The sequence below is a fragment of the Dinoroseobacter sp. S76 genome (genome assembly GCF_049801095.1).
In the GTDB taxonomy this organism is placed as follows: domain Bacteria; phylum Pseudomonadota; class Alphaproteobacteria; order Rhodobacterales; family Rhodobacteraceae; genus Dinoroseobacter.
This window is the reverse complement of sequence record NZ_JBNAGH010000004.1, coordinates 297,122-318,169: the sequence shown is the minus strand read 5'-3', so window position 1 is coordinate 318,169 and position 21,048 is coordinate 297,122. Positions and strand designations below refer to the sequence as shown.

General features: G+C 67.9%; 22 protein-coding genes. 14 read left to right on the top strand and 8 right to left on the bottom strand.

All coding sequences use genetic code 11. The features are described from left to right. Window positions 1-62: 62 nt before the first annotated feature. From ACP153_RS14700 to ACP153_RS14690, 3 genes are read right to left on the bottom strand one after another with little or no spacing between them, the layout of a single operon-like run. Entirely contained in the window at window positions 63-860 is a 798-nt protein-coding gene (locus tag ACP153_RS14700; protein WP_424971761.1) for a metal ABC transporter permease, read from the bottom strand. Then, a complete protein-coding gene (locus ACP153_RS14695; protein ID WP_424971760.1) occupies window positions 860-1,663 on the bottom strand; it encodes an ATP-binding cassette domain-containing protein in 804 nt (267 codons plus the stop codon). The genes ACP153_RS14700 and ACP153_RS14695 overlap by 1 nt, the downstream gene beginning before the upstream one ends. Then, entirely contained in the window at window positions 1,660-2,157 is a 498-nt protein-coding gene (locus tag ACP153_RS14690; RefSeq protein WP_424971759.1) for a transcriptional repressor, read from the bottom strand. The genes ACP153_RS14695 and ACP153_RS14690 overlap by 4 nt, the downstream gene beginning before the upstream one ends. 77 nt (window positions 2,158-2,234) lie before the next feature. Between ACP153_RS14690 and ACP153_RS14685 the strand changes: the two genes are divergently transcribed. From ACP153_RS14685 to pqqE, 12 genes are all read left to right on the top strand, one after another. Continuing rightward, window positions 2,235-3,503 carry a zinc ABC transporter substrate-binding protein gene (locus ACP153_RS14685; RefSeq protein ID WP_424971758.1) on the top strand — a complete coding sequence of 423 codons (1,269 nt, stop codon included), beginning with the start codon at window positions 2,235-2,237 and terminating at the stop codon, window positions 3,501-3,503. Window positions 3,504-3,626: 123 nt separating this feature from the next. After that, a complete protein-coding gene (locus tag ACP153_RS14680; RefSeq protein ID WP_424971757.1) occupies window positions 3,627-4,742 on the top strand; it encodes a CobW family GTP-binding protein in 1,116 nt (371 codons plus the stop codon). Window positions 4,743-4,773: 31 nt separating this feature from the next. Continuing rightward, entirely contained in the window at window positions 4,774-5,988 is a 1,215-nt protein-coding gene (locus ACP153_RS14675; protein ID WP_424971756.1) for a GTP-binding protein, read from the top strand. Further along, window positions 5,985-6,620 (top strand): DUF1826 domain-containing protein, encoded by a 636-nt coding sequence (locus tag ACP153_RS14670; protein ID WP_424971755.1) that lies wholly within the window; start codon window positions 5,985-5,987, stop codon window positions 6,618-6,620. Before ACP153_RS14675 ends, ACP153_RS14670 begins: the two co-directional genes overlap by 4 nt. A gap of 2 nt (window positions 6,621-6,622) precedes the next feature. Next, window positions 6,623-6,883, top strand: a complete 261-nt coding sequence (locus ACP153_RS14665) for a DUF6525 family protein (protein ID WP_424971754.1) — start codon at window positions 6,623-6,625, stop codon at window positions 6,881-6,883. A gap of 54 nt (window positions 6,884-6,937) precedes the next feature. Beyond that, window positions 6,938-8,566 (top strand): ATP-binding protein, encoded by a 1,629-nt coding sequence (locus ACP153_RS14660; protein WP_424971753.1) that lies wholly within the window; start codon window positions 6,938-6,940, stop codon window positions 8,564-8,566. Window positions 8,567-8,609: 43 nt separating this feature from the next. After that, window positions 8,610-9,293 carry a response regulator transcription factor gene (locus ACP153_RS14655; RefSeq protein ID WP_424971752.1) on the top strand — a complete coding sequence of 228 codons (684 nt, stop codon included), beginning with the start codon at window positions 8,610-8,612 and terminating at the stop codon, window positions 9,291-9,293. A gap of 104 nt (window positions 9,294-9,397) precedes the next feature. Further along, on the top strand, window positions 9,398-9,496 hold the full coding sequence (gene pqqA / locus ACP153_RS14650) for a pyrroloquinoline quinone precursor peptide PqqA (RefSeq protein ID WP_424971751.1): 99 nt from the start codon (window positions 9,398-9,400) through the stop codon (window positions 9,494-9,496). A gap of 26 nt (window positions 9,497-9,522) precedes the next feature. Continuing rightward, entirely contained in the window at window positions 9,523-10,416 is an 894-nt protein-coding gene (pqqB, locus tag ACP153_RS14645) for a pyrroloquinoline quinone biosynthesis protein PqqB (protein ID WP_424971750.1), read from the top strand. Next, complete coding sequence (pqqC, locus tag ACP153_RS14640; protein ID WP_424971749.1) at window positions 10,417-11,169, top strand: pyrroloquinoline-quinone synthase PqqC; 753 nt, start codon at window positions 10,417-10,419, stop codon at window positions 11,167-11,169. Continuing rightward, the gene (gene pqqD / locus ACP153_RS14635) at window positions 11,169-11,444 is read left to right on the top strand and encodes a pyrroloquinoline quinone biosynthesis peptide chaperone PqqD (protein WP_424971748.1); all 276 of its coding nucleotides are present in this window, start codon (window positions 11,169-11,171) and stop codon (window positions 11,442-11,444) included. The genes pqqC and pqqD overlap by 1 nt, the downstream gene beginning before the upstream one ends. Next, window positions 11,441-12,556, top strand: coding sequence for a pyrroloquinoline quinone biosynthesis protein PqqE (pqqE, locus tag ACP153_RS14630; RefSeq protein ID WP_424971747.1), 1,116 nt, complete (start codon window positions 11,441-11,443; stop codon window positions 12,554-12,556). The genes pqqD and pqqE overlap by 4 nt, the downstream gene beginning before the upstream one ends. Window positions 12,557-12,616: 60 nt before the next feature. Here pqqE and ACP153_RS14625 read toward each other — a convergent pair whose 3' ends face one another. The 4 genes from ACP153_RS14625 to ACP153_RS14610 form a co-directional block, all read right to left on the bottom strand. Then, the gene (locus ACP153_RS14625) at window positions 12,617-13,036 is read right to left on the bottom strand and encodes a type II toxin-antitoxin system VapC family toxin (protein WP_424971746.1); all 420 of its coding nucleotides are present in this window, start codon (window positions 13,034-13,036) and stop codon (window positions 12,617-12,619) included. Window positions 13,037-13,045: 9 nt separating this feature from the next. Further along, a complete protein-coding gene (locus tag ACP153_RS14620; protein ID WP_424971745.1) occupies window positions 13,046-13,303 on the bottom strand; it encodes a FitA-like ribbon-helix-helix domain-containing protein in 258 nt (85 codons plus the stop codon). 158 nt (window positions 13,304-13,461) lie between these two features. Beyond that, window positions 13,462-14,565: a ParB/RepB/Spo0J family partition protein gene (locus ACP153_RS14615; RefSeq protein ID WP_424971744.1), complete on the bottom strand. Its 1,104-nt coding sequence runs from the start codon at window positions 14,563-14,565 to the stop codon at window positions 13,462-13,464. Then, window positions 14,558-15,973, bottom strand: coding sequence for an AAA family ATPase (locus ACP153_RS14610; RefSeq protein WP_424971743.1), 1,416 nt, complete (start codon window positions 15,971-15,973; stop codon window positions 14,558-14,560). Before ACP153_RS14610 ends, ACP153_RS14615 begins: the two co-directional genes overlap by 8 nt. A gap of 509 nt (window positions 15,974-16,482) precedes the next feature. On the opposite strand from ACP153_RS14610, the gene ACP153_RS14605 reads away from it, so the two are divergent. Beyond that, window positions 16,483-17,661, top strand: coding sequence for a replication initiation protein (locus ACP153_RS14605; RefSeq protein WP_424971742.1), 1,179 nt, complete (start codon window positions 16,483-16,485; stop codon window positions 17,659-17,661). A 54-nt stretch (window positions 17,662-17,715) separates the two neighbouring features. Beyond that, window positions 17,716-18,996, top strand: coding sequence for a S8 family serine peptidase (locus ACP153_RS14600; RefSeq protein WP_424971741.1), 1,281 nt, complete (start codon window positions 17,716-17,718; stop codon window positions 18,994-18,996). A 14-nt stretch (window positions 18,997-19,010) separates the two neighbouring features. Here ACP153_RS14600 and ACP153_RS14595 read toward each other — a convergent pair whose 3' ends face one another. Then, complete coding sequence (locus ACP153_RS14595) at window positions 19,011-21,035, bottom strand: trypsin-like peptidase domain-containing protein (RefSeq protein ID WP_424971740.1); 2,025 nt, start codon at window positions 21,033-21,035, stop codon at window positions 19,011-19,013. Window positions 21,036-21,048: the final 13 nt, after the last annotated feature.

Below are 21,048 nucleotides of genomic sequence, written 5' to 3'. Positions count from 1 at the left end.
GGCTGGGCTCCTTCGCCCTCTGCGCCACAGATCACCTTGCCGCGCAAGCCCCGCGCATGGCCCTAGCCCCGACGCTCCCGCCCCCATTGCAGCAGGTTCAGCGCCGCAAAGAGGATCGCCGCCACGCAGACGATCGACGGCCCCGCGGGCGTGTCCAGCAGATACGCGCCCTGCAACCCGGCCACCGCCGAGATCGCCCCGATCGCCGCCGCGATCCCCGCCATCGCCTCGGGCGTGCGCGCGAGCCCCCGTGCCGCCGCTGCCGGAATGATCAGCATGGCCGCAATCAGCAGCACGCCCACCACCTTGATCGCCACCGCCACCGTGATCGCCAGAGACAGGGTCAGCACCAGCTGCTCCCGCTTGGGGTTCAGCCCGCTCGCATAGGCCAGCTCATGGTTCAGGGTCGAGGTCAGAAGCGGCGACCACCGCCAGACGATCAGCGCCACGACCAGCGCGGCCCCGCCCCAGATCACCACGAGATCCCCCCGCGACACCGCCAGCAGATCCCCGAACAGATACGCCATCAGGTCGATCCGGATCCCCGACAGGAACGACACCGCCACCAGCCCGAAGGCCAGCGCCGAATGGGCCAGCACCCCCAGCAGCGTGTCCATGGCATAGCCCCGCCCGGTCAGCAGGGTCACCACCAGCGCCATGACCAGCGCCACCGCCACGGTCCCGGCAAAGATCGACACCTGCAGCGCCAGGGACAGCGCAACCCCGAGGATCGCCGCATGGGCCGTGGCATCGCCGAAATAGGCCATGCGCCGCCAGACCACGAAACAGCCCAGCGGGGCCGCCGCAAAGGCCACACCGATCCCGGCCAGGGTGGCGCGGGTCATGAAATCATCCAGCATTACTGCGCCGCCTCTTGGGCCTGATCCTGAGCCTTATCCTGGGCCTGCTCCAACCCGGGCCCGTCCTTGTGGCCATGGTCGTGATCATGGTCATGACTATGGCTGTGGTCATGCTCGTGCCGATACAGCGCCAGCGCCCCGCCCGTGCCCGTCCCGAACAGCGCCCGGTATTCCGGCGCCGAGGCCACCACCGCCGGCGCCCCCTGACAGCAGATATGCCCGTTCAGGCAGACCACCCGGTCCGAGGCGCTCATCACCACATGGAGCTCGTGACTGATCATCAGCACGGCGCAGCCAGTCTCCCGCCGCACGGCCTCGATCTGCCGATAGAAGGCCGCCGAACCGGGCTGGTCGAGCCCCTGGGTCGCCTCATCCAAGAGCAGCACATCCGGGCGGTTGATCAGCGCCCGCGCCAGCAGCACCCGCTGGAACTGCCCGCCCGAGAGCCGCGACATCTGCCGCTTGCTCAGGTCGGGCACCCCGGCGGCCTCCAGGGCTGCCATGCAGTCCGCGCGCGACACCCGCTCGGTCAGCTGCATGAAGCGTGCCACGGTCATGGGCAGGGTCGGATCAATATGGAGCTTTTGCGGCACATACCCGATCTTGAGCCCCGGCTTGCGCGTGACCGTCCCGGCCGAAGGGTCCGCCGCGCCGATCAGGGCCCGCAGCAAGGTCGTCTTGCCGGACCCGTTGGGGCCGACAATCGTGACGATCTCGCCCTCGAACAGGTCGAGCGAGACATGCTGCAACACCGTATTGGCGCCATAAGTGACGCTCAGGTCCTTGACGGAAAGAAGGCTCATGCGTCGGCTTTGCCCAGACATTTGGGGCAGACGCCCTCGGCCTCGACCACCGTCCGCTCGATCTGGAACCCGGCGGCCCGCGCCGCCTCCCCGAGGGAGCCCCGGGCCGGGGCGGATTGGGCTTCGGCCACCGCTTCGCAGAGGCGACAGATCATGAAGGCGGGCATATGGGTCTCTCCGGGATGGGCGCAGGCCACAAAGGCGTTGAGCCGCTCGATCCGGTGCACAAAGCCGTGCTGGGCGAGAAAATCAAGCGCGCGATAGGCCACGGGCGGCTGCGAGCCGAACCCCGCATCGCGCAACAGGTCGAGAATCGCATAGGCCTTCAGGGCGCGGTGCTCCTGCAACAGAAGCTCCAGCACCTTGCGCCGCACCGGCGTCAGGCGCAGCCCTTCTTCGGCGCAACGGGCCTCGGCAGCCGCCAGCGCCGCGCTGACACATGCGCTGTGATCATGCCGGTCGAACCCGACCGGTGCCGCATTTTCGCCGGCCATGCCCTGCCCCTTGCTTGTCATGTTATCTTATATCATCTAAGGACGAAGAAATGTTATAAGATCACGCTGAGGTGCCAATGTCCAGAATCCTTCTCCCGCTCTCCCTCTCCGCGGCGCTCATGGGGGGGACGGCTCTGGCCGATGCGCCCAGCGTTGCGGTCGATATCGCTCCGATCCATTCGCTGGTTGCGCGGGTGATGGCCGGGGTGGGCGACCCCGATCTGGTGATCCCCGCCGGGGCCTCGCCGCACCAGTACAACCTGCGTCCCTCCGAGGCCCGCGCCCTGCAGGACGCCGATGTGGTCTTCTGGATGGGGGAGGACCTGACCCCCTGGCTTGAAGACGCGGTCGAAACCCTCGCGGACGGCGCCTCCGTGACGGCCCTGCTCGAGGCCGAGGGCACCATCCTGCATGACTTCCGCGAGAACGCCCTGTTCGAGGCCCATGACCACGGGGAACATGACGAGCACGGGCATGAAGACCACGCAGCCCATGGTGATCACGAAGACCATGATCACGACCATGAGGAGCATGCCGCGCACGAGGATCACGACCACGATCACGACCACGGGCACAAGGAGGCGAAAGCCGAGGCCCATGATCACGATCACGACCATGACCACGCGCATGATCATGACGAACATGACCATGAAGAGCACGCCGAGCATGACCACGACAAACACGATCACGACGAGCATGACCACGAAGAGCACGCCGAACATGATCACGACAAACACGATCATGAAGAGCACGCTGAACACGACCATGATCACGCGCATGACCACGAGGCGCATGCCGGGCACGACCACCACGACCATGAGGGCCACGCCCACGGCGCCCATGACCCCCATGCCTGGCTCTCGCCCGCCAATGCCACAACCTGGCTCAATGTGATCGCGGCCAAGCTCTCGGCAGCGGATCCGGACCATGCGGGGGAGTACTTCGCCAATGCCGCCGCCGCCCGCGGCGAGATGGAGGCGCTGGTCGCCGAGGTCTCCGCGATCCTCGAGCCGGTCCAGGGCGGCCGCTTCATCTCCTTCCACGACGCCTACCAGTATTTCGAGATGGATTTCGACTTCCCCGCCTCCGGCGCGATCTCCCTCGGGGATGCGGCCGATCCCAGCCCCGCCCGGATCGCCGAAGTGCAGGGCCGCGTGCGGGATGAAAACATCGGCTGCGTGCTGGCCGAGCCGCAATTCAACCCGGGCCTCGTGACCACCGTGCTCGATGGCAGCGACGCCAAAACGGCCGTGATCGACCCGCTCGGCGCCAGCCTCGAGCCAGGGCCGGAGCTCTATCCCCAGCTGATCCGCAACATGGCCAAGAGCCTCGCGGGCTGCTTCTGATCTGACACCGGGCGGCCGCTCCTACCGGGCGGCCCCCCCCCTGCCAGACCCCGAGACGCGCGGCATAAACGTAATGTTATCACATCTGATCCACCCCATCCCATCCGCCCCGGAGACCCGCCCATGACATCCCCCCTGCCCAGCGATCCCCGGGTGCCGGTCACCCTGCTCACGGGCTTTCTCGGCGCCGGGAAGACGACGCTCCTCAACCGGGTGCTCGAACAGTCGACCGATGGCCGGGTCGCGGTGATCGTCAACGAGTTTGGCGAGGCCGGGCTCGATCATGACCTGATCCAGAGCGTCGAGGACGAGGTCGTCCTGATGCAATCGGGCTGCCTGTGCTGCTCGGTGCGGGGCGAGCTGCCGCAAACCATCGCCAAGCTGCTGGACCGGCGCGAGGCCGGCGCGCTCGAATTCGAACGCATCGTGATCGAGACCACCGGCATGGCCGATCCCGGCCCGATCCTGAAAACCATGATGATGGATGCGACCCTGTCCCGGCTGGTACGCATGGACGGGGTGGTGACGCTGGTGGATGCGGTCAACGGCGCGTCCACGCTGGACGCCCAGTTCGAAGCGGTCTCGCAAGTGGCCTTCGCGGATCTGATCCTCGTCAGCAAGACCGACCTTGTCACCCCGCCCCAGATCACCGCCCTGACCGAGCGGCTGCGCGCCCTGAACGAGACCGCCCCCATCCAGCAACCCGTGCTGGGAGAGATCGCGCCGAGCGCGCTCTGGAACCTCTCCAGCCTGCGCGAGGATATCGCCCAGGACCACGCGGTCGCCTGGACCTCCGCCCAGCCGGACGCGTTCAGCGCTCTGGCGCTTGCGACCCCCGCCGCCGCCGACCCTCTGGGCAATCTCTCGGGCCTCAGCGCCCCGGCCCCGGAACCGGAACCGGCGCCGCTCCACGATCAGCGGATCGGCAGCGTCTCCGTGGTGCTGGAGCACCCGCTGACGGATTCGGCCTTCGACCTCTGGCTCAACGCCCTAACCGCCCTGCGCGGCAATGACCTTCTGCGGGTGAAAGGCATCGTCTTTCTCGAGGGGATCGACATCCCCTTCGTGTTCCACGGGGTCCAGCAGGTCTTTGAACGCCCGGTCCCCCTGCGCAACTGGCGCGGCACCGACCGCCGCTCCCGGATCGTGGTGATCGCGCGCGACATGACCCGCCCCGAACTGATGCGCAGCATCGACATGCTGCGCGCCACCCAGCCTCAAAATCAGCCCCAAAGCTAGCCCCAGCCCCAGCCTCAGGAGACCTGCCCCCATGACCGACACCCGCCTGCCCGTCACCGTCCTCTCCGGTTTTCTCGGGGCCGGGAAAACGACCCTCCTGAACCGCGTGCTCAACAATCGCGACGGGTTGCGGGTCGCCGTGATCGTGAATGACATGTCCGAAGTGAATATCGACGCCGACCTCGTCCGGGCCGAGACCGAGCTCAGCCGCACGGATGAAACCCTGGTGGAGATGTCCAATGGCTGCATCTGCTGCACCCTGCGCGATGACCTGCTGGAGGAGGTCCGCCGCCTCGCCGAGGAGAAGCGCTTTGACTACCTGCTGATCGAATCCACCGGCATTTCCGAACCCCTGCCCGTGGCCGCCACCTTCGATTTCCGCGATGAGGCGGGCCAAAGCCTCTCGGATGTCTCCCGCGTGGACACGATGGTCACCGTGGTCGATGCGGTGAACCTGCTGCAGGACTTCTCGAGCCATGATTTCCTCAGCGATCGCGGCGAGGTCATGGGCGAGGAGGATGAACGCACCCTTGTGCATCTGCTCACGGACCAGATGGAGTTCGCAGATGTGGTGATCCTGAACAAGACCGCCGATGCGGGCCCTGAGCGCACGGACGCGGCGCGCAAGATCATCCGCAGCCTGAACGCCGATGCCGAGATCCTCGAGACCAACCATTCCGTGGTGCCCGCCAACAAGATCCTGAACACCGGCAAGTTCGACTTTGAAAAGGCCCATGCCCACCCGATGTGGGCCAAAGAGCTCTATGGATTTGCCGATCACGTGCCGGAAACCGAGGAATACGGGGTGGCGAGCTTTGTCTACCGCGCCCGCGCGCCCTTCGATCCCCAGAAGATCCACGATCTGCTCAATGGCGATCTGCCCGGCGTGATCCGCGCCAAGGGGCATTTCTGGATCGCGACGCGGCCGAACTGGGTGGCCGAGTTCTCCCTGGCCGGGGCCCTGTCCTCCGTGGCGCCTATCGGCACCTGGTGGGCCTCGGCCCCGCCCGAGCGCTGGCCCGACAACCCGGCGGTGAAGGCCTATATCGAGCACAATTGGGACGAACCCTGGGGTGATCGCCGCCAGGAGCTGGTCTTTATCGGCGCCGGGATCGACTGGCCGGGCCTCAAGGCGCGGCTTGACGCCTGCCTCGTGCCCGAGAGCCAGGCCGCAAGCCCGGACCAGTTGCCGCTGGATCTGCCCGATCCCTTCCCCGGATGGCGCAGGGTGGAGGAGGCCGCATGACCCTCGCCCACAGCACCCCGCCCCGCACGGACCATCCCGTGGTAACCCTGACCGAAACGGTGGAGGGGCTCTATGCGATCCGCGAGCCCCGCTGCGGCGCCGCGATCTGGCAGCGCGCGCCCCGGCCCGGCTTTCAGGACTGGATCGACGGGCTCGACCCGGCGCAATTGCCCCGGGCGCGGCTGGTGCTGCGCCCCGCTGCCGTGGCCGGGGCGCTGGCGACGCTCTGCGATGCCTCCGGCATGCCCGAAGGCCCCGCGCGCCAGTGGTTCGAGGCCGATGTCACGGCCTTGACGACGCGCTTTGCGGCCCTGATGCGGGCAGAATATCTCCGCCTGCGCCTCGATGTGATCACCACCAATGCCTGCTCGAAATTCCATATGGATGCGATCCTCGCCCGTCTGGTCTGCAGCTATCGCGGCACCGGCACGCAGCTCGGCCCGACCACGGACGGCACCGACCCGGAGACGGTCACGACCCTCGCGCCCTGCAGCCCGGTGGTGCTGCGCGGCGCGCTCTGGCCACCCCAGGGGGAGGCCCATGTCCTGCACCGCTCCCCGCCGATTGCGGGAACGGGCGAGACCCGGCTCGTGCTGGTGCTCGACCCGGTCTACGACCTCGAGGACGCCTGACCATGCCCCGCAATCTCGGGGAAACCCGCCTGCGCACCCGCAAACGGCAAGAGGACCCGATGCGCGCCTTCGACCGCCTGCCCCCGGATCTGCGGCGCTGGCTGGCCAATGCGGCTCTGCCCTGGCGCCCGCGCTCGGTGCAGCGCGCCTATGACCGGGCGCTCGCGCGCTGCGGCGACCCGGCCACGGCGCTGGCCGAGCTCGACCGTCTGCAGCGCTCGAAACTGGCCAAGGACAACCCGCTCGAGGCGCTGGCCCCCTAGCCCGCACACCCGCCGCGCTTGCACTCAGGGGCGATTTTCCCGAACACTGCCGGGATGACCCCTGCCCGCGCGCGCCCCACCATCTCGCTGAAACTGCGCCTCTCCCTCGGCGCGGCCCTGCTCGGCGCGGCCACGATCCTCACGGCGAGCATCCTCTATTTCGGCCTGACCGAGGTCGCCCACCGGCTCGACACCGCCCTGGCCTCGGAAAAGCGCATGGCCCGCTACGCCACCGCCTCGACCCAGGCCGCCACCTTCCTCGTGGTCGCCTCCGAGGCCGTGCAGGCCGGCCTGCCCTCCGAGATCCGCGCCGACCGGATCGCCCCGGTGGTCGGTCAGCTTGAGGCCACCTTCGCCCTGCTCCACGCGGATGTCGAAGAGGCCGTGCTCGCCGCCCGCGCCCTCGGCATCGACGAGCAATCGCGCTACGGCACCCAATCGCTCGGCGTCGCCCGGATGGAGGCCACCCTGAACCAGACCGTGGTCGGGCTCTCGGCCGAGAGCCAGGACACCGCCCGCCTGCGCGGCTATATCGACAGTTTCGCGGCCAGTTTCGACCCACTTCTGGGCCAGGCCATCAATACCGAGCGCCTCTTTCGCGCCGAAATCCTCTCGGGCATCGACGCCCTGCGGGCCCAGCTCGTCGCCACCGCCCTCGCCATCGCGGTGGCCGCCGGGCTCAGCGTGGCGGCCTTCTATTTCGGCCTGATCCGCCCGCAATTCTACCGGCTCGACGCCGTGCGCAGCGCCGCCGACCAGATCGGCCAGGGGGATTTCTCCGGCGTCCTGCCCGTCACCCGGCTCGACGAGATCGGCCAGCTCTCCCAGCAGACCAACCGCATGGCCGCCGCCCTCTCGGACCGCCAGACCGAGATCGACGCCGAATGGGCCCGCCTGAACGAGACCATCGCCACCCGCACCGCCGAGCTCGAACGGGCCAATGCCCGGCTCGAAGAGATCGACGGCAACCGCCGTCGCTTCTTTGCCGATATCAGCCACGAGCTGCGCACGCCCCTGACGGTCATCCTGATGGAAGCCCAGATCGGCAAGCAGGCCAGCCCCGCGGCCACCGAGACCACCGCGGCCTTCGCCACGATCGAGGCCCGGGCCGAACGCCTCAACCGCAAGATCGACGACCTGCTCCGGCTCGCGCGCTCTGAGACCGGGCAACTGGCCCTCGATCCCCAGCCCGTGGACCTGGCGCCGCTGGTGTCCGCCCTGGGACGCGAACTGCAGGGCGAGCTCGACAGCGCGGGCATGACCCTCGAGATCGCCCCGATCCCGGCCACCCGGGTCAGTGCGGATCCCAACTGGCTCCGTCAGGTGCTGGTCGGGCTGGTGCGCAACGCCATCCGCCATGCCCGCAGCGGCGAACGCCTGCACCTCGCCCCGGTGACAGAGGGCAACCGCACCGGCCTCACCCTGACCGATAATGGCCCGGGCATCCCCGCCCCCCTGCAAGACCACGTGTTCGAGCGGTTCTCCCAAGGATCCGGCCCGACCAGCGCCGAGGGCTTTGGCATCGGGCTCGCGCTCTGCCGCTGGGTGATCGAGGCTCAGGGCGGCGAGATCCGCCTGCAAAGCCCCCTGCCCCGCCCCGAAGCGCTCGGCGATGCCCCCGGCCTGCGCGTGACCGTGCTGCTGCCTTCGCACACAGCCGAGGTCCCCCAAAGCACCGCATAAGGTCGTAGTTGTCACTCCGGGCGCGGACCCGCACACTGCGGCCATGACATCGCGACTCCTGATCGTTGAAGATGACCCCGAGATCACCTCGGCCCTCGTCCGGGGGCTGGCGCTCCATGGCTATGAGGCCGAGGCCGAGAACCGCGCCGACCGCGCGCTCAGCCGCCTGACCAAGGGGCAGTATAACGGGGCCATCGTCGATGTGATGCTGGGCTCGGACTCCGGGGTCGATCTGGTGAAATCCGCCCGCGCCGGGGGGGCGACCCTGCCCATCCTGATGCTCTCGGCCCTCTCGGATGTGGAACATCGCGCCGCCGGGCTCGAGGCCGGGGCGGATGACTACGTGATCAAGCCCTTCCACTTCGACGAACTGGTCGCGCGCCTGCGCGTGCAGGAGCATCGCGCCATGGCGCAGCGCAGCGCCCCCGCCCGTCTGGTGGAGGCGACCCGCCGTCTCGAGACCGGCTCCGACAGCGTGACCCTGACCGAGCGGGAATATGATCTGCTGGCGCTGCTGACCCGCTCGGGCGAGGATCCCCAGCCCCGCAGCACGCTGTATGACACGCTCTGGGCGGCCGAGGGCGCCAATAACGAAAACGTGGTGGATGTCTATGTGGGCTATCTGCGGCGCAAGCTGGCCACGGCGGATTTTGGCTTTGAAATCAAGACGATCCGCAATCGCGGCTTCTGTCTCTCCGGGCATTCCCCGGTCTTTGCAGAGCATTGAGCGGGGCTGCGACATGGGGTTCTTAGAATATAAGAGTCGCCTGACAAGCGTCACTCTGCCACGGTATTCAGATACGTTAACGATCCCCGAGGGAGGACAACACCATGGCATGGACCAAGCCGATCCTGCGCGAAATCGAGTGCGGAATGGAAATCAACATGTACGGACCGGACAGCGACGACGAGCGCGAAGTTCTGTTCTAAGACTTCTGACGCGCGGGATGGCGTGAATGACATTCCGCGCGCAGATCCTCGGCGCCGCTGCCGGAGGCGGCCTGCCCCAGTGGAATTGCGGGTGTGAGAACTGCAATCTCGCCCGATCCGGCACCATCCCCTCCCAGACCCAGTCCTCGCTTGCCGTGACCGCCGATGGTGTGTCCTGGGCCGTGCTCAATGCCTCGCCCGACATCCGCGGACAGCTGGCCGATACGCCCGCACTCCATCCCACGGATCTGCGCACGCTCCCGCTCAGCAGCGTGCTGGTGACCAATGGCGATATCGACCATGTGGCGGGCCTGCTGACCCTGCGGGAAATGCAGCCCTTCCGGCTCTTTGCCACCGCCGGGATCCACGAGGTGCTGGCCGAAAACCCGATTTTCAACGCCGTGAATGCCGATGTGGTGCCGCGCGAGACCATCGCGCTCGACACTCCGTTTGAGTTGGCCCCGGGCCTTACGGCGACGCTCTTTCCGGTCCCCGGCAAGGTCCCCCTCTATCTCGAGGGCGAGACGGTCGAGACCGAGCTCATCGGCGACCAGACCGTGGGCGTCCGGCTCGAAACGGCGGAAAAGACCGCCTTCTACATCCCCGGCTGCGCGCTCCTGAATGACGACCTGCGGGACCGGCTCGACGGGGCCGATACCCTGTTTTTCGACGGCACGCTCTGGGCCGATGACGAGATGGTCCAGGCCGGGCTCAGCCACAAGACCGGCAAGCGCATGGGCCATATGTCCATGAGCGGCCCGGACGGCTCCCTTGCGGCCTTCGCGGGCCTGTCGATCCGCCAGAAGATCTTTGTCCACATGAACAACACCAACCCGGTGCTCCGCCCCAGTTCGGTCGAAAAGGCGCAAGCCGAGGCCGCCGGCTGGATCATCGGCCAAGACGGTATGGAGGTGTCCTGAATGGCCCAAACCCGTGAGCAATTCGAAGCCCGCCTGCGCCAGATCGGCGCCGAGCGCTACCACGACCTGCACCCGTTCCACGACCGGCTCCATGGCGGGTCCTGTACCCCGGATCAGGTCCGCGCCTGGGTGATCAACCGGTATTACTACCAGCACTCGATCCCCATGAAGGACGCCGCCTTCATGTCCCGGGTCGAGACCCCCGATCTCCGCCGGGCCTGGCGCTCGCGGATCGAGGACCATGACGGCACCGCCGAGAACGAGGGCGGGATCCGCCGCTGGCTCCGTCTGGCCGAGGCGGTGGGGCTCGACCCCGACTATGTCGCCTCCCGCGAGGGCGTTCTGCCCGCCACGAAATTCGCCGTGGACGCCTATGTGCGGTTTGTCCGCGAAAAGACCCTGCTCGAGGCCGTCGCCGCCTCCCTGACCGAGCTTTTCGCCCCCAAGATCCACGCCAACCGCATCCAGGGCCTGCTGAAAAACTACGCCTTCGCCGATGACAGCTCGCTCAGCTACTTCCGCAACCGGCTGAAAGAGGCCCCCAAGGACGTGGCCTTTGGCCTCTCCTGGGTGCTCGACCACGCGGACACGCAGGAAAAGCAGGACGCCGCCGCCAAGGCCCTGATCTTCAAGACCGATGTGCTCTGGGCCCAGCTCGATGCGCTCAGCGCCGCTTATGTGGAGCCCGGCCGCATCCCCCCCGGCGCCTGGCAGCCCCATGAGGGCCTCGCCCAGCACAAGCAGGCCTCCTGATGGAAGCCGCCGAAATCCCCAGCCTGCCCCGCGGTGTGCGCCTGCATTTCGACAAGGTCCGCGAGACCTGGGTGCTCCTGGCGCCGGAACGCGCCGTGACCCTCGACCAGATCGGCCACGCCATCCTGTCCGAGGTCGACGGCGCCCGCAGTTTCGGCGAAATCACCCGGGCCCTGTCCGAGGCCTATAACGCGCCCCAGGACCAGATCGCCGCCGACAGCGCGAGCTTCCTCGACGCCCTGCGCAGCCGCCGCTTCCTGGATGTGGACGCATGACGACCAACGCGCCCCCGCCCCCCATCGCCATGCTGGCGGAGCTGACCTATCGCTGCCCGCTCTCCTGCCCCTATTGCTCCAACCCGATCGAGATGGCCCGCAAGGAGGCCGAGCTCGACACCGAGACCTGGACCCGCGTCTTCCGCGAGGCCGCCGAGCTGGGCGTGCTGCAACTCCACCTCTCCGGGGGCGAGCCGGTGTCGCGCCGCGACCTTGTCCCGCTGGTCGAGGCCGCCCGCACCGCCGGGCTCTACACCAACCTGATCACCTCCGGGATCGGGCTCACCGAACGCCGCCTGGCCGAGCTCGACGAGGCCGGGCTCGACCATATCCAGCTCTCGCTGCAAGGCACCAACCCGGAAATGGCCGACGAGATCGGCGGCTACAAGGGCGGGTTTGACCGCAAGATGCAGGTCGCCGAATGGATCGGCGCCATCGGCTTCCCCCTGACCCTCAACGCGGTGCTGCACCGGCGCAACCTGCACCAGCTGCCCCGCGCGCTGGAAATGGCGCTCGAGATGGGCGCCCGCCGGATCGAGGTCGCCACGGTCCAGTTCCACGGCTGGGCGCTCAAGAACCGCGATGCGCTCATGCCGACCCGCGAACAGGCCCGCGAAGCCACCGCCATCGTCGCCGAGGCCCGCGCCCGCCTCAAGGGCCAGCTCGTCATCGACTACGTGCCCGCCGACTACCACGAGGATTACCCGAAACGCTGCATGGGCGGCTGGGGCACCTCCGGGCTGAACGTCACCCCCGATGGCACGGTCCTGCCCTGCCACGCGGCCCAATCCATCCCGCATCTGAGCTTCGACAACGTCACCGCGCGCGGCCTGTCGGACATCTGGTACGAAGGCAGCGCCTTCAACGCCTATCGCGGCACCGAGTGGATGTCCGAACCCTGTTCGAGCTGCGAACGCAAGACCGTGGATTTCGGCGGCTGCCGCTGTCAGGCCATGGCGATCCTCGGCGATGCGAGCGCGACGGACCCGGTTTGCGTGAAATCCCCCCATCACGGGGCGCTGCAGACCCAGGCAGACACGCACGCCGCGCAGGAGGACGCGCCACTGGTCTATCGGAGCCAACCGGGCAAGACCCCCGAACCGGCCTCCTGAGGCGCTCCTGAGGGCGCTCAGGCGCTCTCACGGGGGGCCGAGCCCCCTCCCCTGCCCCGCCTAGCCCGCGAACGGGTTCAGCAGCCGCAGGCCCAGCCCCTGGAAATCCTTCAGGTTCCGCGTCGCCACCCCGGCGCCATGGGCCGCCGCAATCGCGGCGATCATGACATCTGCCTGACCCGGAGTGTGCCCCGCCGCCCGGTGTGTCGCGGCCAGCACGCCATACTGCTCCGCCGCCGCCTGATCAAAGGGCAGCACGAGGCCGGGAAACTCCTGCGCCAGCATATCCGTCACCGCCTGCCCCAGCCGCGCCTTGCGCTTGCCCTCGGGCAGCACCGCGATGCCATAGCGCAGCTCCGCCACCGTGACCGAGGTCAGGGCGAGCGGCTCCGGCGGCGTGTCCTGAAACCAGCGCAGAAGCGCGTCCGAGGGCGCGGGCTTCATCAGCTCCGACACCACATTCGTATCAAGGATCAGCATCGGCGCGCCTCAGGACCCCAGGTCGATCGGATCCGGCAGCGGGCTCCGCGCAGGCAGCGGCAGGGTCCCATCCCAGGCCTCGTCCAGATCGGCAAATCGGGCCCGGATCGCCGCGGCCAGATCCCGGGGCGAGCGGCCCTCAGCCGCCATCCGCGCCCGCAGGAGCGCGCGCACCTCCGCCTCCATGGACCGGCCATGGCGGGCCGCCTCCTGCCGGAGGAAGTCATGAAGCTCGGGTTCGATATTGCGCACGGTCAGGGTCGGCATGGGGTCTCCGCGATCTGGGTCTGCCGCATCATATGAAGTGCTAGCATTGCTGTCAATTTGGGGGTTTTCGCAGACAGATCAAGAAGGGGTGTTGAAATATAACGATTATTTCGGGGAGTTTCGCGCGCGAAACCCGCGTTTCGCACGCGAAACCCGTCTCAACCCTTCCCGTCGGCCTCCAGGAGGTTCCGGATCTGGAGCATGATCGTCTCCATGGCATCCGAGGTCAGGGTCTTGCCCTCCAGCCGCAGCAGATAGCCCCGCCCATCGGTTTCGCGGCGGATCGTGACCCCGGTCGAGGTCTGCAGCATGTCCCGCCCATGCCAGCCCGCCGGGGGCACCGACATTTTCGGGCGCCCCATCCGCTTGGGCTTGCGGGGCATCTCGTCGGCCTCGGTGACCACCAGCTCCAAGAGGGTCCATTCCTCCTCCGGACTGGTGGGCTTGCCCTCCTCCAGAACGATGCGGAACCGCTGCTCCGCCCCTCCCCGCAGGGCCGTGGCCAGCTGCAGCCCTCGCCGCTCCGTCAGGGCCTCCGGGAAGGCCAGCATGTCCCCCAGCTCCTCAAAGACCAGGGCAAAGCTCCGGACCTTGGACCGCTTGGCCTTGCTCGCCGAGGAGAAGAGCTTCTCCACCGCCGCCTCCACATTCGTGAAGGCCCCCTGGTTCGCCGCGATCACCGCGATCCGTCCCCGCTCGTAGTGGCTCAGGGAGGCGCGGATCTCGTTCTCCTCGACCATGGCCGTATAGGCCACATCGATGGTCTGACGGGGCCGCACCAGCGCCTTGATCCGCGCATAGCGATCCGACTTGTTGAGCTGGTCGAGATAGCGATAGGCCATCAGCCGCCGGTACCCCGACAGAAGGCCATAGCGGCGCCCCTCGCTGGGCTCCGAGAGCTCGAACACCTCGATCGGCAGGCGCAGCCCATGCTCGGCGATCGACAGGCGCAGCTCCAGCAGATCCTCTTCGCTGAGCGCCATCCGGTCCCGGACCATGGCATCCGCGTCAATCTCCTCCAGCGGGACCTCCCGGATCAGCAGACCCTCGGCCTCCGCCGCGCGCATCCGCTCCGCATCGGTCTTGTCCCGCGCCGCCTCCGCCCGGGTCGCCGGGTCCAGGGTCGGGGCGAGCGCCGCCGCATCCGCCGCGACCTGGGCGATGGGTGCGGCCGGACGGCTCGGGGTCTCGCGGCGAAACTCCGCATCGATCTTGGTCAGATCTTCGCTGCTCGGGGTCTCCAGACGTCTGCGCTTAGCCATGGGTTGCTGCCTCCTGCTGCGGCTGAGTCTGCTCCGCCTTTTCCATCTGAAGGTCCCGCCACCAAGTCCCGATCAGGATGTCCTTCACCTCCGCCCAGGTCCGGTCAAAGGTCTCGCGCCCGCGGATATAGGTCTCGCGGTTGAAGTCCCGGTAATCGGCCTCGTAGATGCCGTTCACTTGCTCCCCGGCCTGTCCGACCATGGCGGTGTATTCCTGCCGGTAGGTCGTCATGAAATCCCCGAAATAGGCCTGGATGACATTGGCCAGATCGGTCTGCTGGTTCGCGTCGAACCGGGTGATCAGGGCCCGCACCGCGTCCCATTCGAACCGCATCTCCAGGAGCCCGTCCCGCCGCCGCGCGGCGTTCTCGCCATCCTCGATGCTGGCGAAGGTCGAGTAGAGCATGTCGAAGAACCGGCCCGTGCTGTCGAACTCCAGAAAGGAGGCCCCGAGGGGCACCAGCAGGATATCCGCCGCCGCCAGCGCGTTGATCGTCAGGTATCCCAGCGCCGGGGGCGTATCGAGCAGGACGATGTCATACTCGTCCAGTAGCCCAGCCCCCTCCAGCGCGTTGGTCAGCCCGTCCCAGAGCGGCCAGGAGCGCAGCTGCATCCGCCAGACCGGGACCTGAAACTCCGCCCAGTAGAGGTTCAGCTGCGCGCCGATCAGATCGATATTGGGCCAGTGGGTCGACTGGATCAGATCCCGGGGCGCGATGCTCAGGGCTTCGGTCAGCGTCTCGTCAAAGGGCAGGGGCGGCTGGCCCGCTGCGGCCCGGACGGTGTTCTCCGCCTGCACGGCCTGGGCGTAATCCTTGGCGATCAGCGGGAAGGCCGTCTGCCACTCATCCTGCACCGAGCCGCCCATGATCGAGGTCATGGAGCCCTGGCTATCGAGATCCACCACGAGCACCTTGTAGCCATCAAGCGCTGCGGACATGGCCAGATGCGCGGCCGTGGAGGTCTTGCCCACACCGCCCTTGAAATTGGCCACGGCGATCACCTTGGCCGGCAGGCCCTCGGGCCGCCAGGGGCGGTATTCGCGGGTCGCGACGCCCTCGGCATCGAAATGGTCACGAAGGGCCAGAACCTCCTCAAGGGTGAACCATTTGGAGCCCCCTTCGCCAGTGCCCTGGGGCAGGTCCGGATGGGCCTTGAGCACCCGCCGGAAATGGGCTGGCGCCACCGGGATCAGGTAGCGGCAAACCTCCCATGTGGAGAAGCGCCGGAGCCGCTTCTGGCCGTCAGGCGCATAGCCCCGCCGGGCCAGATCATCCCGGCCTTTCGCAGCGAAAGCGGCGGCCTTGGCAAAGCGGATGGTGTCGATGGGATCCGAGAGCTTGGCAGCGGCGGCTTCAGGGTCCAGATTGGTGTATGGGGGTAGGGGGGTCTTGCCTGTGGGTGGCATGGCGTCCTCGGTGATGTGCTCGATTATTGCTGATGTTTTCGCAAATATCGCACATCGAGGGCTCAAAGTGAATCTCGGAACGGGCTGCTGGGCGAAATATGTCTCTAAATCAAAGAGAAAACAGCCTCCGTTGATTTATTATCTTTGAGATCTTTAGAGTCTTTGCGTGTAATTATCGCAACAATACCAATGCCTTGAGCCGCGTTGGGTGCCCGAAAACAGGACCCAGGGGGCCTGATTCCGGGAGGAAAGGCACCTGTCTACGGGACGAGCGGGGCCGATTCGCGGGGTAGGGGGCCTTGTATAGGCTCTTCACAAGGGTTTTTCCCGGTTTTGGGTCGATCCGGCCCTACGCCTCCCGTAAACGGGTCCCCGAGCAAATCCGGCCATCCCGTATCCGGGTGCCTTTCACGTCGATGCAAAGGAACCCAGCCCCCTCTTGTTTGTGGGTGCCTTCGGGCCGATACTCAAGCAAAAGATAAGTCCGAATCGAGCAGACTGGACAAGATATGGCAGACCTCCCCGAACGGGATCGCCTGACCGGAGCCCTCCGTCGGGGATCCGTGAAGAAAAACGTGGCCGCAATCCACGTCTCCGGCAAGCTGACGCTGTTGCAGCGCAAGCTGTCGAATGTGCTGTTGCTGAACGCCTATGACACGCTGACCACGCGGAGCGCCCATGCGATCGACGCGCGGACCCTGTGTCAGATGGTGGGCTACAATTCCAACGATATGGAGACGCTCAAGGCCTCCCTGCGCGGGCTGGCGGAGACGGTGGCCGAGTGGAACATGCTCGACGAGACCGGGCGGGAGGAATGGGGGATTTCGAGCCTTCTGGCCTATGCCAAGCTGAAGGACGGGGTGTGCGAATACGGGTATTCGGCAGCACTGGCGGAGAAACTGCATGATCCCAAGGTCTTTGCCCTGATCAACCTGGATATCCAGCGGCGCTTTACCTCGGGCCATGCGCTGGCGCTTTACGAGAACTGTTTTCGGTTCGTGCGCACGGGGTCCACGGGCTGGTGGTCGCTGGAGCTGTTCCGGCGGCTGATGGGGGTCGATGGCAGTGCCTATTACGAGAGTTACAAGCACCTGAACGCGAAGATCATCAAGCCCGCCGTGGCGGAGGTGAACCGCACGTCGGACATCGTGGTGACGCCGGAGACGCGCAAGCGGGGGCGGCAGGTCGCGGAGATCCGGTTTCTGATCGCGCGGAACCCGCAGCTGTCGATTCTGAACATTGATGACGGGGAGGGGCTGCGCACGGGCCCGGTCTATGCGCGGCTGCGGGCTTTGGGGGCCAGTGACCGGCTGGCGCGGCAATGGTTGCGCGATCACGGGGAGGCGGATGTGGCGGCAAAGCTCGATTATGTCGATGGGCGCGAGGGGGTGCGTAGTCCGGTCGGGTATCTGACGGCGGTGCTGAGTGAGGCGCAAACCCCTGTTGAAGAGCCTGTTTCAGAGCCTGATCCCGGCAGCCGGGCGGATCAGCTCAAGCGGGTGCAGGGGATCATTGCGGGGCGGTCGCCGACCCAGCGGGATGCGGATCGGCGGCTTTTTGCGGCACAGCTCGACACGCCGGAGGCGCGCGGGGATTTCGAGCGCCATGGCTGGATGTCGCCGCGCAACGCCCGGGCGATCATCGCTTTCTGGCGGGAGTTGCAGCCCGATGCGTTTGACGCGCCCTAGGGCGGTGCCGGGTTTGGCGATTGACCTCTGCGCGTTCTGCGCCACTCTTCGGGCATGGTGACCTCCCTTGTCTCTCGGTCTGTGCTCTGTGGTTTGACCCTGCTTCTGTGGAGTGGGACGGCCCGGGCGCAGGATGGGCGGGATTGGCTGGCCCGTGTGGCCGAGGCGGTCTGCCCGCTGGAGACACTCAGCGGGTTTGACGCGCAGACCGCGCTGCCGGGCACCTGGATGCTGAGGGAAGAGGCCTGGCCTGATCCGGTCGCGCCGCGTCGGGTGCGGGTGACCCTGGCCACGCCCGATGCCGGGGAGTTGCGGTTGGAGCAGCGGGTGGTGAATGGGCGGCCGTTTCAGTTCCGCATGGCCTGGTATGCGCCGGGTCCCGAGGGGCCGGAGCCCGCGATGCAGGCGATTGCCGACGGGTCCTGCATTGTGCAATCGGCGCGGGCGATCCGGGCGGGAGAGGGGGCGTATCGCTATCTCGACCAGCTCGACGGGGATCTTGCGACCCTGCGCTGGACCGAGACCCTGCAGGCGCCCTGGCCCGAGGGGCGGGATCCGGGTGGGCCGCGCGTGGCCTTCGTGGATTCCGGGCTCGCCTATGATCTGCCGCTGTTCCGGGATCAGCTGGCGCGGGACGAGATCGGGCGGCCTCTGGGCTATGATTTCTGGGATCTCGACCCCTATCCCTATGACGGAGACGTGGCGCGGGGGGCGTTCTTTCCGATCCGCCATGGCACCACGGTGGCCTCGGTGTTCGTGCGCGAGGCGCCGGGGGCGGCGATGATCCCCTATCGCTATCCCCGGCCCGATATGGCGCGGTTGGGGGCGGCTTTGACCGAGGCTCACGCGGCGGGGGCGCGGATCGTGGCCATGCCTCTGGGCAGTCGACGGTTGGAGGACTGGACCCGGTTCCTCGAGGTGCTGGAGGCCAGGGACATGCTGGCCATTGTTTCGGCGGGCAATGACGGGGTCGATATCGATGCGCGGCCGATCTATCCGGCGGCGCTGGCCTCGGAGCATGTGATCACCGTGACCTCGGCGGATGGGTTCGGGCGGCTGGCGACAGGCTCGAACTGGGGCGCGGCGCATGTGGACCTCATGCTGCCGGCGGAAAACCTCGAGATCACGGATTTCCGGGGCGCCAAGGGCGTGGCCTCCGGGTCGAGCTATGCGGTGCCGCGGCTGGCGGCCCTGGCGGCGCGGATCCTTGCGGCGGAGCCGGGGCTGAGCGCGGCAGAGCTGCGGACGCGGATCTTTGCCCGGGCGGTGCCATCGCCCTTTGAGCGGGCGGGCGTGCTGGCCGTGGGCTGGATCGCGGACCCGTTGCAGGACTGAGCCCGCAGAAGGGGCTAGCGCGGGCTGGGCGCAGGCGGGGCGGCATCGATGAAGCGGCGCGCGGCCTGGGCCTGGATCGGATCGGCCTTGAGAAGAGCCTGATATCCGGTCTCTGCCAGGTCCGGATCGCCGCCCCAGACCCCGGACTGGATCGAAAAGCGCAGGGCTTGCGGGTCGTCCGGCGCGGCGGTCATCAGCCAGCGGGCATGGGGCGTCATCTCGGCAAAGCGCGCGCCCAGTTGCAGGGACACCAGAAGCGACATGCGGGCATTGATCGAGTTCGGGACCTGCTCGACCGCGGCGCCATGGAGGGTGGCGGCGGCCTCGAACGCGCCAAGCTGGGAGAGGGCGCGCCCGGCCTCCAGAAGCTGGCCGTGGTTCTGACCCGCGGCGCAGGTCTCGGCGAGGCGGGTGGGATCGGGCGGCGTGCTGCGCGCGTCCTCCAGAGCTGTGGCGCAGGCGGCAAAGGCGGTGCCGAGCGTCTCGGTGATGGGCTCGGCCGTGGGATCCTCCTGCAGGGCGATGAGGCGGGTCAGATCGCGCAGGGGGATTGCCTCGTAGCGGCCATCCCCGCCGCCGACGGCGATGCCCAGAAGCTGCCCCTCTGCGTCCAGCAGCGCGCCGCCGCTGACCCCCGGTTGCATCCGCGCGCGGGTGTGGAGACGGCCAAGCTCCGCGCCCGTGGCAGGGGGCGCGATGAGGCCGCCCGGCTCGAACACGCGGATCTCGGCGCGGGAGATATCGGCGCCGACCACATAGAGATCGCCCGTGGCGCGCGCGCCGTCCTCAAGGGGCGGGATCGCGCCCTGCTCGGGCAGACCATCCACCGAGAGCAGCACCAGATCGCCGGGATAGGCGGAGGGCAGGACTCGCGCCCCGCGCGGCCCGGCGGGCGTGTGGACCACCGCATCGCGCCGGTCGCCGACCACATGGCGGTTCGTCACCAGCAGGTCGGGCCCGATCCGGGTGGCGCTGCCCACGGGATCGAAGCTGGAGATCGGGAAGACCGCCTGCCGCATCTGGCAAACCGGGGCGGGATGGGGGCAATCGCCGAGGCTTTGCACGCTCTGCGTCCCGGTGTCGGGGGCGCGGAGGTCCATCACCAGCTCTTGCACCTGACCGTCGCGCTCGAGGGTGATCGCCACGCTTGGCGCGTCCTGGGGCAGCAGGGCGAGGGCGGCGATCCCGTCGCGCGGGGTGCGGACCGGGCGGGAGCCAATGCGCAGGACCAGATCCCCAGGTTGGAGCCCCGCGCGGGCGGCGGGGCCGTCCGCCTCCAGATCCGCGATTTGCGGCGCGGCGATCCGGGCAAGCACGTCGCGATCCGGCATGGCGAGCCGCCAGCCCGGGCGGGGGTAGCGCGCGATCCCATCCGTCAGGAGGGCTGCGCTCACCCGGTCCAGGAGCGGGGCGGAAACGGCGAAATTGATGCCGATATTGCTGTCGGTTTCGGAGGCGAAAATGGCCGAGATCAGGCCCGCCAGCCGACCATCGGCGGTGACCAGCGCGCCGCCGGACATGCCGGGATTGATGGCGGCATCGGTCTGGACGAAATCCTCGACCGGGTTGAAGCCCGCATTGCTGACCCCGGTGGCGGAGACCACGCCGCAACTGACCGAGAGGCCGAGGCCAAAGGCGTTGCCGATGGCGCAGACCGGCTCGGTCAGGGTGACCTGCTCGGCGCGGGGCAGGGCAGGGGGGCTGGCCGCGATGGCCAGGAGCGCGATGTCGGTGGCCGCGTCCCCGGCGATGAGCTCGGCGGGCAGGATGCGCCCGTCCGAGAGCCGGATGTCGATCCGTTCGGCGGGCTCGATCACATGCCAGGCAGTGGCGATGACCCCCGGCGCGATGGCCACGCCGCTGCCTTCGGGGGCGAGGCCGGGGCGGGTGCCTGCGCCGCCCTGGACCTGCCCGGGCCAGACCGGCAGGACCGACACCACAGAGGCGAGCAGGCGGGGCTCGATCTGCTGGGCGGCAGCGGCCATTGGGTGCAGCAGGAGGGCGAGGGCGGTCAGCAGGGCGCGAAAGGCGTGTGTCATGGCGAGATGCTGG